The 13612-nt window shown below is 66.0% G+C and carries 12 protein-coding genes; all 12 read right to left on the bottom strand.

The window, feature by feature from the left end; genetic code table 11:
- Nucleotides 1-112: 112 nt before the first annotated feature.
- A complete protein-coding gene (locus EV675_RS10605) occupies nucleotides 113-3268 on the bottom strand; it encodes a host specificity factor TipJ family phage tail protein (RefSeq protein ID WP_130357205.1) in 3156 nt (1051 codons plus the stop codon).
- Nucleotides 3237-3611, bottom strand: coding sequence for a hypothetical protein (locus EV675_RS10600; RefSeq protein ID WP_130357204.1), 375 nt, complete (start codon nucleotides 3609-3611; stop codon nucleotides 3237-3239). Before EV675_RS10600 ends, EV675_RS10605 begins: the two co-directional genes overlap by 32 nt.
- Nucleotides 3611-4087 (bottom strand): DUF1833 family protein, encoded by a 477-nt coding sequence (locus tag EV675_RS10595; RefSeq protein WP_130357203.1) that lies wholly within the window; start codon nucleotides 4085-4087, stop codon nucleotides 3611-3613. Before EV675_RS10595 ends, EV675_RS10600 begins: the two co-directional genes overlap by 1 nt.
- Nucleotide 4088: 1 nt before the next feature.
- Nucleotides 4089-4451: a hypothetical protein gene (locus tag EV675_RS10590; protein ID WP_130357202.1), complete on the bottom strand. Its 363-nt coding sequence runs from the start codon at nucleotides 4449-4451 to the stop codon at nucleotides 4089-4091.
- A gap of 1 nt (nucleotide 4452) precedes the next feature.
- Entirely contained in the window at nucleotides 4453-7674 is a 3222-nt protein-coding gene (locus EV675_RS10585) for a phage tail length tape measure family protein (protein WP_130357201.1), read from the bottom strand.
- A 100-nt stretch (nucleotides 7675-7774) separates the two neighbouring features.
- Nucleotides 7775-8236 (bottom strand): hypothetical protein, encoded by a 462-nt coding sequence (locus tag EV675_RS10580; RefSeq protein WP_130357200.1) that lies wholly within the window; start codon nucleotides 8234-8236, stop codon nucleotides 7775-7777.
- Nucleotides 8237-8286: 50 nt separating this feature from the next.
- Entirely contained in the window at nucleotides 8287-9069 is a 783-nt protein-coding gene (locus EV675_RS10575) for a hypothetical protein (protein ID WP_130357199.1), read from the bottom strand.
- Nucleotides 9066-11264 carry a hypothetical protein gene (locus EV675_RS10570; RefSeq protein WP_130357198.1) on the bottom strand — a complete coding sequence of 733 codons (2199 nt, stop codon included), beginning with the start codon at nucleotides 11262-11264 and terminating at the stop codon, nucleotides 9066-9068. Before EV675_RS10570 ends, EV675_RS10575 begins: the two co-directional genes overlap by 4 nt.
- On the bottom strand, nucleotides 11257-12081 hold the full coding sequence (locus EV675_RS10565; RefSeq protein ID WP_130357197.1) for a hypothetical protein: 825 nt from the start codon (nucleotides 12079-12081) through the stop codon (nucleotides 11257-11259). The genes EV675_RS10570 and EV675_RS10565 overlap by 8 nt, the downstream gene beginning before the upstream one ends.
- A 1-nt stretch (nucleotide 12082) precedes the next feature.
- A complete protein-coding gene (locus EV675_RS10560) occupies nucleotides 12083-12886 on the bottom strand; it encodes a phage tail tube protein (protein ID WP_130357196.1) in 804 nt (267 codons plus the stop codon).
- 1 nt (nucleotide 12887) lies between these two features.
- On the bottom strand, nucleotides 12888-13196 hold the full coding sequence (locus tag EV675_RS10555) for a hypothetical protein (RefSeq protein WP_130357195.1): 309 nt from the start codon (nucleotides 13194-13196) through the stop codon (nucleotides 12888-12890).
- Nucleotides 13183-13611 carry a phage tail terminator protein gene (locus EV675_RS10550; RefSeq protein ID WP_130357194.1) on the bottom strand — a complete coding sequence of 143 codons (429 nt, stop codon included), beginning with the start codon at nucleotides 13609-13611 and terminating at the stop codon, nucleotides 13183-13185. Before EV675_RS10550 ends, EV675_RS10555 begins: the two co-directional genes overlap by 14 nt.
- Nucleotide 13612: the final 1 nt, after the last annotated feature.

The raw sequence follows: 13612 nt of genomic DNA, 5'->3' as shown, positions 1-13612 counted from the left end.
TGGTAGGCTTGGCACGCTCTGTACAGGGTGGCGGGCCTTGCCTGGCTTGCAGCTCGCTCTGCAATCTGGGGGCGTGGCCAGGTGTTCCAGCACCTGGCCACGTCGCCCGTCTTCAAACCGTTGCTTCGAGGGTCGCCCCTTCAATCGCGATGGGCGTGCCCGCCGCCTTCGGCAGCACGTGGATGTCGAGATGGGTGCCGGCGGGATAGGCCGGTAGCAGCAGCTCCCGGCCCGCCACGGCGATCGCCCCACTGATAGGCACCTGTTCGAACGGCCCATGATTGGCCGCCACGGTTACCTCGGCGCCATAGGCGTTGTCCAGCTCCCACCGCAACATCCAGGCGCCAGCGGCCGCGGGAGCCAGCGCAGGGTTGAACGCCCGGGCGACCAGGCCATCGTCCGCCGGGATGGCCGGGGTGCCGCTCCAGCCATATTCCAACGGGTAGTACTCCTCGTATTCGTCGCGGGCGGTGATCCGGACGCGTCCGCGCTCGCCCGGCTCCATGGCCATGATCCGCACTCGCTTACCCGGGGTGGGCGTCGGGCCAGCGAACAGCGTCCAGTCCTCCGGGATTGACCTCGGGAACACGCTGCCAGCGTTCTCGGTGCCTAACGTCGACGACAGCACGCCCGGCGCGCTGGCCACCGGCCACGCGCTGACCACGTCCAGTTCCTGTACCCGGCCGACTGGCGGGACACACTCCACGCTGGCCCAGGTGTTGTCCGGCCGCCGCACCCAGACGTAGAACGTCGCGGCGCCGGACGGATTCTCGACCCAGCACGACAGCGAGATGCGGCGGATCTGGCCACCGGCGGCCTCGAGGCCGACCAGGCGGCCGCTGTACGCCCATTGCGTGAGATCGTGGGCCAGGGCCACGATGTCGCCGCGTTGCACGAGCGCGGCATCCCAGCCGCTCTGCCACATGATCCTGCGCCGGTGGAAGTACTTGGACGCCGCGACCAGGTTGTTCTGCCGCTGGGCCTGGCTACGAGGCATGGCGTAACCGGCCGGGCTGGACTTCTGGTTAACCGGCAGCGGCACACCCGGCACTGGGGAATACACCGTGTCCGCCGCGTAGTCGTCGTCGCTGTTGGTGTAGGCCAGCACGAACTCGTCGACCGATTCATCGGTGTCATACGCGATCTGGAACGAGCCTGCGACGATGTTGGCCATGCCGAACGAACCGACGGTCGGCTGGCCAGGCGCCTCCCAGACGACGCCCAGCCGCCCCGTCGCCCAGGTTTTCGAGGCGCGGCCGGCTCCAGCGATGACGTCCAGAACCTCCCCGGCGGACATCTGCTCGATGACCACCATGCGGCATTCCAGGCCGTTTGCCTGGCAGAACTGCCCCCAGGCGATGATCGCGGCATAGTCCAGCCGGTCATTCGTCAGGCCGGCGCCGAACAGGCGGGGGCCGTTCGTAGGGTCGGGCCGATCCAGCCAGCCCTGGCCACCGCCCAGGTAGGCGGGCGTCGCGCTGCTGTTCAGGAAGCCGCCCCGGGCGTAGTAGAGGAAGAGCCAGGCGGGGTTCGTCGTGTTTCCCCACACCCAGGGCGCTGCCCCGTCGCCGGGATAGAGCCCTGGCGTCCACGGCGCTGCGCTGTCCCAGATCCAATGCCGGGGCCTCACGAACGCGCTCAGGCGCTCCAGACGCCCATTGAGCTGGCCCGAGGCCCTGATCAGCAGCGCCAGGCGCCGCTGGGCGGGGTATAGCGCGGGATCGGGGCGAAAGAATTTGATCCGCGTCAGCTCCAGCTCGCTGACGTCGTTCGCCTCGGTCGGGTCTGGGGTGAGGCGTCGCACGCGTACGTCGTAGTTGGCCACCTCGGGCATGTAGTGCCGGAACGTATGTCGCACCGGCGTTGTGCTGCCGCTCGAGATCGAGATCGAGAACGGAAACGCGGTCCAGCCCGCGTCGCCGACCTTGCGATACTGGCCCTCGAAATCGCAGGCGAGCGTCTCAATACCGCCGCCGGCAGACCGGAACAGCCGGCCGGCGATGTCGAACTGGACGTAGTTGCAGCCCACCCCGCTACTGCGGCGCTCGATCCAGCCATCGTTGTCGACGCCCTCGTGCTGCTCGAGTTTTCCGCCCTCCGCGATCTGAACGTTGGTCGGGAAATCGTCGCCGATCCAGCCGTCCGTCGTGTAGCCCGTCAGCCGGGTGCGATCGAGCTGGCCAGCGGGCACCCAGCTGTCATGCCGGGACCACGCGGAGTACTGTTCGAGAGGCGAGGAGCCGATGCGCAGCGCCGAGACCTCCAGGTCGCCGAAGCCGAGATTAAATATGCTGCAGAGCCGCTCGCTGTTGAACGTCTCGTAATACCCATAACCAACGATGATGTCGAGATACGTGCCGGGGTCGTGCCAAGTTGGCGGCGGCCCAGGGAATTCGCCACCGGTCTGCCAGGCCGCATAGCTGTCGTAGGTCGCAATGTGCTCGAATGGGCCGCCGGGGTTGTACCGCGTGACGAACGTATGGGGCTGCGTAACCGTCCCGCCCACCCGTTCGTATTCACGGACTTGGCCATCACCGTAATACCCGTAGCCGGAGATGTCGGGCGGCAGCAGCTCGACCCAGGGCGCCTCAGGCTCGTCGGCGATCGCATCCCAGACGAATGCCGGCGCGGTCTGGGACTCGTAGCGCGGGGTGTTGTTGACCACCTCGTGCGTGGTGCTCGGGTCAGGCACGTTCTCGGACCATGGCCGCGACGCGTAGTCCGGGAACACCTGGTGTTCGCCCAGCACCAGAGGAAGCGGGCCGTAGGTGCGCACCTGGTTGCTGCCGCCGTCCAGGGAATAGTTCGCCGGATCGTTGCGGGCCTTCGCGGCCGCCTGGCGCTTCGGGCCGAACAGCGCTTGCGCGACGAACGACAGCGCCACGCCGATTGCCAGGTTCACCGCGAAGGTCACGGCCAGATTGATCGCCGCGGCCGTGGCTGCGGTCTTCCCCGCGGCAACAGCCGAGGCCGCGGCGGCCTCACCCGCACCGGTTCCCCGCACGACCTGCCGCATGACCAGCAGATCCCCCGCACGAACGCGCACCCGCGGCCAGCGCCGCCGCGGGATGGACCTGGCGTTCAGCGTGACCTCGAGCGGGGTCGCCTGCAGCGCCAGGCGCCGCACCACGCTGTCCACTGTGTCGTGGCCGGTGCCCAGCAGCCGGGTGATCGTGCGGCGGCTGGCGGGCATCAGCGGGTTCGGCAGATAGACCGCCTCGAGGACGCCGGCTTTTTTAGAGCCAGGCGTAGTAGCCTTGGATGACATACCGGTTTTCCAGACGGTTGACGGGTTCGCGCACCGATGCGCCAAACCACTCGTCGCTGTGAAGGATGTACCCCTGCTCGATCGCGCAGTACAGGCCGATGTGTGCTGCCCGGCCCCTGGCCAGGATCAGCACGCCGGCCCCATCGAACGGCGCGTCGACGGGGCGCGCGAAATCCTGGGCGTACTTGGTGATCAGGCGCGCGCGGTGCAGCAGGTTGGACGACTGCTTGCGGGGAAACGTCATATCGCGGCCGAACACGTCGCGCAGCACCAGCTCCACAAGCTCGCCGCAGTCGCGCTGCGCGTGGGGAATATCGATGTAGGAATCGGACCAATGCGGCATCAGAACAACCCCGGGGCCGTCTCCGGCCGATAGGTGTAAGGCGTACCGGGTTTGTTGAGCACGTCGTCGTAGCCTAGGTCGGCCTGGATGGTTGGCACGGCCGCGACCACGTTGCTCATGTCCAGCACGAACTCGTCTTCGATGAAATCGGGCTGGCTGCGCAGGATCTGCAACACCTTGAGGACCGCGCCCCGGCCGCCGTGTGTGCGCTCGAGGAACGCCGAGATATCGCCTCCCAGGGTATCGATGGACAGCCTGGCCCGAGGCGTCGTCCGATCCTGATCGGACGGCAGCTGCACCGCGAACGCGCAGGCGACGTAGTTGTTGCCGTTGCTGACGACGTCCTGGTTGTCGTTGACGAATCGCAGCGGCGTGGCCACGAGAACATGCGAGATCTCGAGCAGGTAGATCGGCGCCTCGTCGGCCGACAGCGCCAGGGCATTTTCGACGTACCGCGAGGACTTGAGACGCGCCATGTCAGACCCAGTACTCCAGGGAGAACGAGACCGTCCATTCGTCGAATCGGTCCGTCAGCGGGGTGTATTCCACCGTGCCGCCGACGATCCTGGCCCGGCGCAGCTCGTGGTAGACCGGGTCGTACCACTCGAAGTGCAGCGCACCGGACCGCAGGGCCTGCCGCCGCCAGGATTCGAAGGCGAGCTGCTCGGCCTGCGTATGCAGCCGGTACTGCACGGGCACCTCGTATCGCTGGCGCGTATTGAGGGGATCCTGTTTGACATAGCCGTCCTCGAACTCGGTGCGATCGACGTTGTCCGCCGGCTGCAGCTTGTAGTTGTCGACCAGGAACTCCGGGTAGTCCGGAAAGGTTGGGTACGCCACGTCATGCCCCGCCGCGGTTGAAAACGGTCGGCAGCCCCCGGCTGATCGGACCGCCCGTCTCGATGTCCTCGAGCACGACAGCCAGCACCAGATCCCGGCCAGACAGTTCCTGGCTTTGGCTAGCGATGCGCTTGGGCGTGCCGTTGTTGGTGAACTGGACGACGACGTTCGGCGCGGCATCGGCGCTCGATGCCGCGACCGAACCACCCGTCGCATACCTGGCGATCGCTTGCGACGCGCGGACCAGGCCGCCGAACGCAAAGGACGGCCGGGGGAATTTCAGCGTGCGGATCGACTCCATGAAGCCGACGCCGTAGTGATTCACCGCACGCTCTGGCTGGATGAACTCGTTGTTGGCAACCCGGATCGGGCGCGACCCATCGACCACGGCCGGGATGCTGTCGCTCGTCCCCGTCCCTGGCCCGCGGATCAGGCCGCCCTGGGCGAAGCCGAAAATGCTCCCCACCGCGCTGAACAAGCTCCCGGCCAGCGATCCACCGCCGCCGCCGGCGGAGCCCGGGGTAAACGCGTCCGTGAGCAACTGCTTGATGCCGCTGCGCACGATGTCCCCTGCGATTTGCTTCAGGGTGCTCGCCGCCGCGTCACGCAGGTTGTGGAAATTCGCCACGGCCGACCCTGCCGCGTCGGCCAGCCCGTCAATCACCGTGTTGCGCATGCGCGTGCCCAGGTCGACGACAACGGGAGTCGTCGCCGCGATCTGGTTCTGCAGCGTACCGAGGCTCGTCGTCATGCTGTCGAGAGTCGCCGCGGCACCGGGCGGCAGGGCGTCGCGCACGCGTTGCAGCTCCGCGGCGATTGCCTGCAACATGGGGATCTGGGCGGCGCGGGCGTGATTGATCTGCCCTTGCGCCTCGATCTGACTAATCGCCCCGGTGCTGGCACGCTGCTGGATGGCTTCCTCCAGCACCGCGAGCTGCGCCTGCAGCCGCTGGGCCTCAGCCAACTTGTTGTTGAACTCGGCCTGGGCGGCGCCGGCCTGGATCAGCAACTCGATCCGTTCGCGGTCTTTCGCAGCAGCGGCTGGATCCTCGTTCCTGCCTGCAACCTCGAGATCAGCAGCGTATTGCTGCCGCAACTGCGCCTCGATTGCCGCCCGGTCGAAGTTCCCCGTGATCGCGGCCGTGTCCACCCGTAGCCGGATCGTCAGGTTGACCAATTTCAACTCTTCGGCCCGCTTCCAGGCGTCGAGGTCACGGCTCGCGGCGGCTTTGGACTGCTCCAGAACCTTGATCTGGGCAGCGATTTCGATCTTCCGAGACGACGTCATCCCGGGCGCGGTCAGTTCCTTCTCCAGAGCCTCGCGCTGGGCGTCGTAGTCGCGGTTGATGTCCGCGATCCGGCGGGCGTAAGCGTCGTTCAGGCTCATCCGCCCGCGCTCGAGTTCCTGCACCACCAGGGCGTCGCTGTCCCGAATCTGGGCCTGCAGGATCTGCAGGTCGGCCTTGATCCGCGCTGCGGCCACCTGGCCAGCGCGGTCGCCGGCCGGCGTGCCCTTGTTCGCCCGGTCCCGGATCGCCTTGAGGCGCGCGTCGTACTCCGCCTGGCTGATGCCACCGCCATCGGGGCCGGCGGCGAGCAGCTCGTCCAGCTTCTCCTTTTCTTTCTGGAGCTGCTCCGCGCCAGTCTGGTACGTCTTGGTCTCCGCATCGAACTGCTCGCGCAGCAGCTTGATGCGGCGATCCTTGGTTACCTTGGCCGCGCTCTCGTCGGCCTTGGCCGCCTCCGTCGCCTGTTGCTGCTGCAGCGTGGCCAACTGCTCCTGGGCCGCCTTCAGCATCGCTGGCAGCTTGAGGGCGGCCCGGGTGCCGCCTGCGGCGATCTGGGACTCCAGATTGGCGATCGCGGTCTTCTGCGCCTCGATCTGCTTCTCGAGGGTGGGGGCCTGGCCCCACCGCAGCATCGCGGCGAACGCCCCGCCGATGGCGCCAGTTACCCCCTCCCAGGCGCGTTGGAGCACGCCCAGGTTGCGCGGCAGGACCGTGCCGAACTGCTCGGCCAGGCGTTGGCTGAGCTGGAGCTGGGCCTCCTCGGTGCGCCCCTGTTCCACCAGCAGCGCGATGTGCCGGCGCTCGGCGGCGGTCAGCAGGTTGAACTGGTCGTCGAGCTGCTTGGCGGCCTGGGCCGGGTTCACAAACAGCTTGGCCAGGTTGGCCGCGGCGGCGTCGGTGCTGGACTTGGTGGCCTTGGCGTAGCCTTCCACCGCTGTGACCAGGTTGGCGATGACCGGCATTCCCAGGCGACCGGCCTGAACCATGGCGACGGCGGCGTCCTCCGCCACACGTTCGTTGATCCCGCTGATGCGGTTGGCCTGCTCGGCCACCGCCTCGATACGACCGGCCGTGGCGCCCGCGGCGTTGCCGGTCGTCTGCACTGCTACGGCCAGCGCTAGCGCCCGCCGCTCGGCCGCGACCATGTTCGCCACCAGCAGGCCGCCGACGGCCGCCAGGCCACCCAGCGCGAGAGATGCAGGGCCAATCGCGGCACGCATGGCTGCCAGCGCAGGCTTGATCCCGCCGAACGAATCTTTGATCTGGCCGCCCTGCTGGATAGCGACCATCCAGATCGGCATGCCGGAGACGATCGAGGTCGCGATGTCCGTGAACTGCGCCGGCAGCATGCGCATCGCCGCGGCGGTCTGGGCAGCCGAAACCCGCGTGCCAGCATAGCGCTGCTGCACAAGCGCCATCATGCGGGTGTGCTGATCAGCGGAGATCGCCCCTTTGTCGAGGGCGGCGTTCAGCGTTGCCTGGGCCGTGGCGAGCTGCTGGGCCTGGCCAGCGGCCGGATCCAGGATGGCGACCAGGCGGTCCAGGGCCTGGCGCTCTTTCTCCGTTGCGTCGCCGGCATCGTTGGCGGCCTGGGCCTGTTTCTTCTTGAACTCCTGCGCCTTGCGCTCTTGCTCCTCGTTCGGCGCCGACTGAGCGAGTGCGCGCGCCCGGCGCTCCTCCGCCGACGTGACCTGGTCGACGGCCTCGGCCAGGTCCTCCTGAGTGGCGACGACGGTCTCCGCCGCCCGGGCGGCATCGCGGGCCGATTTCGCAGCAGCATCGAACGGCGCCGTGGCGCCATTTGCCATGCCGGTGGTCGCCTGCTGGCCCGCCTGGCCCAGGTCGACAATGTCGCCCTTCAGGCTTTGGACAGCCTTGCGTGCATCGTCCAGCTTGGCCTGGACGCGCAGGGCTACTGTGAGATCAGCCGCCATGGAGCACCCTAGCCGCCGCCATGCAGGGCAACAGCCGTATGCGCTGCCTGGCGTTCGGCGTTTCGTTCATTCTGAGCTGCGATCGCGTTGAGATAGCCGATCAGTTCGGCGTAGGAGTAGCGGCGGATATCATCCCTGGCGTGACCGGCAGCGATGAGCTGCTGCGCAACTGCAAACCAATCGACATCAGCCGCTGCTGTATCGGCTGGATGGCCGCCAGGGTTGCCATAAAAAAATCCAGGTTCTCCTCGAGAACGACGTAGACGGCCTCGGCGATCGCCGCGATCGGCATGGCGCCGATGTCTGCAACCGTCAGCGCTACCGCCTGGTCGTCCTCGATCGGCATGACGCAGGCCGCCAGCAGGCGGTCCAGCGCGGCGCGCACCGGGTCGCCCTTCCGGAGCGCCTCCAGGGCTGTGAGATCGAACATGTCGCTCCGGTCCTGCATCCAGTTGCCGACGGTCAGAGCATCGTCAAATACCTCGAATGGGAGTTTCAATATATCGACCGCGCGGCCGGCTATTTCGCGTCGAGCTGGGGTTTGAAAAACGGATCTGGTCATTTGTGTTTACCTACTCTGAATCGTTGGTCGTACTGATGAACGGCGTCTGGCTATATGACGGACACGATCGACTCCAGGAACAGCCGCCGACGATCTCGCAGTGCCTTGAGCGCATTGAGGGTCAGCGGTGCCGAGGTAATCCCACACTCGGCACAGTCGAATGACCCCCCTTGAGTGCTCGTATAGGTATCCCGCCCCAGGGTCAGAAACGGTGTCGCACCGGATTTCGGCAGATAGGAGCCGGAACCGGTACCGTCGTAGCCGCTGGAGCTGTTCCCAACCAGCGCGGTCGCGCGCGTGGGAGTCGCGCCCATGTTGACCGTCGTGGCGAGAAAAACCCATTGCCCAGGCTGAACCGTTCCGACGATCGTGCTGTTGAAGGTTGTGCCGCGAAATGTCAGCCCAACATTGCGGACCCCTGAGCTAGCGGGTCCCGCGTACATGCCACCTCCCACTGACGCCTCCAAACTGCCAAAGGGCGTGTAGAGATACGCATCGTCCGGGAATCGATAGATCCCCCAGAGCGTGCAACGCCGGTTCTCTGAATCAGCGTAGTCGGTGCGCATCCCCTTGCCGGTAGCGTTCGGAATGGTGATGTGGGTATCGTTGTCGGTCGGGGCGGTAGAGATTGGCGTGAGTTCGTGGCCGGTGACCGGGTCCACCAGGCCGCTGGCCGGGTCGTAGAACTGCCAGTGTGCATATGAACCGACTTCGTAACCAGCAGGTGCGCCAATCAGTTCGAAATCGTCTGGCGACAATTCCGGCACGGTCGGGTCGTCGGCCATGTCGATAGGAATCATCAGTGTCAGCGTTCCCATATCGTCCTCGTTCAATGAAAAATTCTGATGATGTCGCGTTCGAAGTGGGGGCAGGCGTTAAACAGTCGATGCTCAATGCCATGATCGATAACCACCTCGTCTTCGGAGTCGCGCAGGTTGGTACTGGCTCCTTCGAGCACGATCAGCCCAGACCCTAGGTAGTCGAGGCCGGCCCGCAACTTCGCGCCCGCCTCCAGCGGTCGATCATGCGTCCACCGAACCTTGTCGCCGTCAACAATGGACTGGCCGGTGATCGTGACAGGTCCGAAGTTATCGACAATCCGGAATCCGTAGTCCGTGGTGGGAGCGAGGTTTTCAACGTCGAACCGCAACGGCTTCACCGGTACATCGAACACACCGGTGGTGGTGTTGCCCGACGAGTACGCCGACTTGAGTCGTAGCCAGCGTGGGCGCTCCCCCAGCGTGCTGATCGCATGTCGCTGCCGCGCGGCCAGCAAGCCAGTCTTGATATAGCCCGGCGCCAGCAAATGGACCTGATCCGACGCATATGCGCAGTGGTACGTGGGGCTGACGAGAGCAAAATTGTCGGGCTCCTCCTCGCACAGGTCATAGATGGCCAGCGCAGGACCTGGATTCGTTGTGAGCCGATAGCTCTCCTGCTGCAGGAGAAACTTGACCTTGTTGTTGCGGCCCGTCTTCGTGTGATAGGTCGCTTCTACCGACGCGCGCCAGGTGCGCAGCTGGCTCTTGAACGCGGCATAGGTCGTCCCTTGACCCGCGTCATTGGCCCCTATCAGTATGTGAACCGCATGCATCGCATAGGTCTTGGCCAACGCGGTAACCAGATCGAATCCCGCCTGAATGTGTGCCTCGGTCAGCCCGTACCAGCTGGCCCCCTCCCACACCTCTACGATTTTCGCCCCGCCTTTGCCTGCAGTGCTGCCTAGCCGGATGTTGGCACTGGGCGGTATGCCCGACGAGATGGCAGCTAGCTCGACCACCCGGTTGCTCGCGGCGCTGCACGGCGTTTCCCCGCGGTTGACGCCGGCATCAGGGGCTGGCGTGAGATCGTTCTCAACCAGCGGCGTCAGCGATGTCAGGCCTCCCAGACCGGATCGTGGTCCATCCGTGAATGTCAGATTGGCGTACGGTTGGGCTACGGTCAGCACGGGAATGCCGCGCGCACCAACCGACAGCGATTCACCTAGAACCAGATCGTGGACTACATCGGCGCGCGGCACGACCTCCCCCACTGGCAATGGGGTCGACGGAGTGCGTTCCGGAAGCTGCCCGCCAGCACCTTGACCAATCGGCCGGTTGGTCAGGGTGTCCCAGCCATTGATCACGCGAAAGTCGCGGGAAATCTGAAAGGCGATATACCGGCCGCCAGCCCGCTGCCGCAAGACCGATATAGAACTCAGCGTTCGGCCCACCGCACTGTCGGCCAGTGTGGCCACCGTATCGGGCGAAACCGCACCCCGGTAGACGAGTTCGCCGTTCCATTTGACGTAGACCAATGGCCGCCCGGTCACCGGATTGTGCGCTAGCACCCCGGCGACCTCCGGATGTGAACCCCGCCACACGGCAACCTGGGCGCGAGCAAACCGCTGGTTCAGCGTGTTGACATCGGCACGAACGGCGTTCACCTGCGATGCTGTTTGAACCGGCTCACCTATGGGCGTGGCGCTGCTGTTGCTGTCCTTGCGGTAGGGCTGCAACGAGCCATCCGGCAGCAACACCGAGAAATTGGCACCGATCGCGATCGTCGCATCGTCCAATCCTTCCAGGACGGAATCGCGGATGGCGGCGACTGCGAACGCGGAGTCACGCGCAATCTCTGAGCGGCTCGCCTCATTCGTTGCTAGCGTGACCAACGGCTGGATGGCGGCGGTTGCCGCAGCGACGGCCGGCTCGGTGTCAACAACGCTAAACGCTTCCCAACTGCTGCCCGTGTTCAGCCAGCTCTCCGTTCCACCCACCAGCCCCGCCCGGACGCCACGCCGAGGTTCGTAGTGTTTCCACGTCCCGGCGTTGAACGTTGCGTAGGTCCCATCGGAGTAAATCTGACCGTCTCCATTGGCCGGATCCAGGGGGTAGGACGTACCAGGCGGCTGCGGCGCGCTCAACGTGTACAGCCCCATGTGATCGTCGAGGCGGCGCAGGTTCTCATCCATGCCGTTGGGAGAATCAAATGGGTTCGTGTCCGAGCCGAACCCGACGAACAATCCTCGTGCTAGCTGATCAGTCATGGGTCACACTCATTGTGCGGTACCAGCGCGGCCGGACACTCAATGGCGGCAGCACCGGCTCGATGTTGATGTTGAGGGCGACAGCCGAGATGCTGTCGGCGATCACGTCCAGCGACTGGGTCGGCTGGATCTGGGTGCGATATGCGTCGACGCGCACGGGACGCTGCGTGATCGCATTCACCCCGTGGTAGACGATGCCCACGTAGCGGCCAGGCGCCGCGTGCCCCTCGATGATGTCCGTCCCGCTGGCACTGCGATAGCGGATGTCGACGTGAGTCCCATACGGGGCGGAAAACCCCCTGAGCATCCGGACGCCGAATGCTGCCCGTTCCCAGTGCTCACCCTCAACCCACGTCGTCCAGCTCGGTTCGACAACCACCGGCTGCGCCAGGTCGATCGGCTCACTCGAGAACAGCATGCTCTCTCGGATGACGGGAGCGTTTCCGACGTAGAGCCGGTCGGAGATATCTCGTCCCACGGATTCCGACCAGGTCCCGCCCAGACAGTCCGCCAGATTCGCGGCGCCCAGGCCGTACAGCGTCAGAGTCGCTGCGGTTGAGAGCACGATGGGGCCACCCCGTCGCTGACCGGGTCGTGGGTACGCGGCAACCCGAGGCATCTGCACCTGCTGCGTGATGGTCAACCCACCCGCGTTCCCAATGAACCGCCCCGGCGGCATCGCGAGCCCGGGTGTGGCAGGTTCGGTCGGCCAGTTGTTGCCCACGGAACCGCCCGTCGCATCGACGGCGCCGTTGGGCAGCAGCGGCGCCGTGAAATGCACACGGCCGCGGCCGACGTGGGCGTGCTGCGCAGGCATTTCAGATCTTCAGCGTGCCGTATTGGCTGAACGGGTTGCTGATCGTGCCTAGCGGGCGGGTCGGATCGCGCAGGACATTCCCCGTCAGCTCGAGCTGGGCGATGTTGTCGCTGATCACGTTCACTGTGGCGGCCGGGCCGAACTGCACTCGGAACAGGTCGAAATGAGTGGGGTCAGCACCACCTTCGGCCACGTTGTACCCGTCGAAATGCAGGGTCAGCTCGCGCGCCGGCTGCGAGTAGAGCTGGATCAACCTCTGCTCGCGGCGGGTGTAGCTAACCGCGATGTTCGGTTGGCCCTTCCCGGTCGTGATGGTCGGCGCGGGGATACTGCCGCCGACCACGTGCTCGATCGATCCGGACGGCGTGACGATGTAGTCGACGCCGGCCACATACGTTGTATCCCCATCCGGACTGGTGACCACCACGGGAATGTTGTCGTCGATCAGGTGCGTCAGCGGCTCCACAGCTCCCAGATGCAGCACGTGGGGTTCGTCCTCGACCGCAGCGCTGGCGATGGTGTTGTCGTAGCCGCTGCCGCTGGTGGCCAGCGCCCAGTTGTGCGGCGAATGGCAGCGCAGCGTCAGGGCAACGGCCACCGCGTCGATTTCTCGGCGCGAGCAGAAGGTGCCACCGGCCGGCGACGTGTAATCCTTGACGGTCTCGGTGGTTTCGGTGGCCGTCAGATTGAGCACCGGAGCGTTACCGAGGGGGATAAGGCCGGCGACCTTGGCCAGGTAGTCGGCATAGCCGGCGGCACTGATGACGCCGCGGCCGAGGAAGCAGCAGTATTGACGGGTGGCCACGTTAGGCTCCTTTCATGTTGCGTTGATGGGCAGGCTGGCGCGACGGGCGCGTGGCCGGACTGGAGGGAGCGGGCGGCGGGTTGGACACCGGCGGCGGGACGATCGCACCGCCGCGCTGCAGCCGCTCCTGTTGCCGAGGGCTGACAGGTGGCAGCTCGCCCCCGGGCTGGACTTCGACCACGGAGCCATCCCCGCGATGGAGAATGATCAGGCGGGCCGCGATCAGCGGAGCGGGCAGCGCGGCCGCTGGCGTCTCCACGAGGGGGGCGACCGCCGGCGTCGTGTCGGTGATCTGTTCAGATTGGTCCATGATTCACACACCCATATTCGTCTGACCACCACAGGTGTCCATCGCCCGTGAACTGGACGAGTTGGCCACCCATGAACTCCACCGGGTCATGATGTTGGTCGGGTTGCCAACCGCGCAGCGCGCCGGCAACGGCGCGGCGCAGGGCAGGCAGTTCGGCGAGGGCCTCGCCTCCGGTTGCATCGCGCACCTGGTCGACGACCAGCAACACCGCGTACAGCTCTATCCGGCCGCCGGCACAGCCGAGTTGGTCATTGCCTCTCTGCCGTGGCCGGTCCGACAGCGGCACAACGTAGATCGACCGGGGTCGCAGCGTGCCGCGCCTGGCGGCATCCAGGTCTGCGGCGCCGCCGATCTCCGCTACGTCGCGCAGCGTGATGCGTTCCTTGAGACGGTCGACGAGGAATCGCACGTCCATG

Origin of the sequence: Pigmentiphaga kullae (genome assembly GCF_004216695.1) — a bacterium.
Taxonomy (GTDB): domain Bacteria; phylum Pseudomonadota; class Gammaproteobacteria; order Burkholderiales; family Burkholderiaceae_B; genus Pigmentiphaga; species Pigmentiphaga kullae.
The sequence above is the reverse complement of the archived record's forward strand: the minus strand, read 5'-3'. Positions and strand labels throughout refer to the sequence as shown.

Excerpts from the sequence above, each read along its gene's own strand:
- EV675_RS10605 (WP_130357205.1), bottom strand. The coding sequence starts at position 3,268 with ATGTCATCCAAGGCTACTACGCCTGGCTCTAAAAAAGCCGGCGTCCTC.
- EV675_RS10600 (WP_130357204.1), bottom strand. The coding sequence starts at position 3,611 with ATGCCGCATTGGTCCGATTCCTACATCGATATTCCCCACGCGCAGCGC.
- EV675_RS10595 (WP_130357203.1), bottom strand. The coding sequence starts at position 4,087 with ATGGCGCGTCTCAAGTCCTCGCGGTACGTCGAAAATGCCCTGGCGCTG.
- EV675_RS10585 (WP_130357201.1), bottom strand. The coding sequence starts at position 7,674 with ATGGCGGCTGATCTCACAGTAGCCCTGCGCGTCCAGGCCAAGCTGGAC.
- EV675_RS10580 (WP_130357200.1), bottom strand. The coding sequence starts at position 8,236 with ATGACCAGATCCGTTTTTCAAACCCCAGCTCGACGCGAAATAGCCGGC.
- EV675_RS10570 (WP_130357198.1), bottom strand. The coding sequence starts at position 11,264 with ATGACTGATCAGCTAGCACGAGGATTGTTCGTCGGGTTCGGCTCGGAC.
- EV675_RS10565 (WP_130357197.1), bottom strand. The coding sequence starts at position 12,081 with ATGCCTGCGCAGCACGCCCACGTCGGCCGCGGCCGTGTGCATTTCACG.
- EV675_RS10555 (WP_130357195.1), bottom strand. The coding sequence starts at position 13,196 with ATGGACCAATCTGAACAGATCACCGACACGACGCCGGCGGTCGCCCCC.
- EV675_RS10550 (WP_130357194.1), bottom strand. The coding sequence starts at position 13,611 with ATGGACGTGCGATTCCTCGTCGACCGTCTCAAGGAACGCATCACGCTG.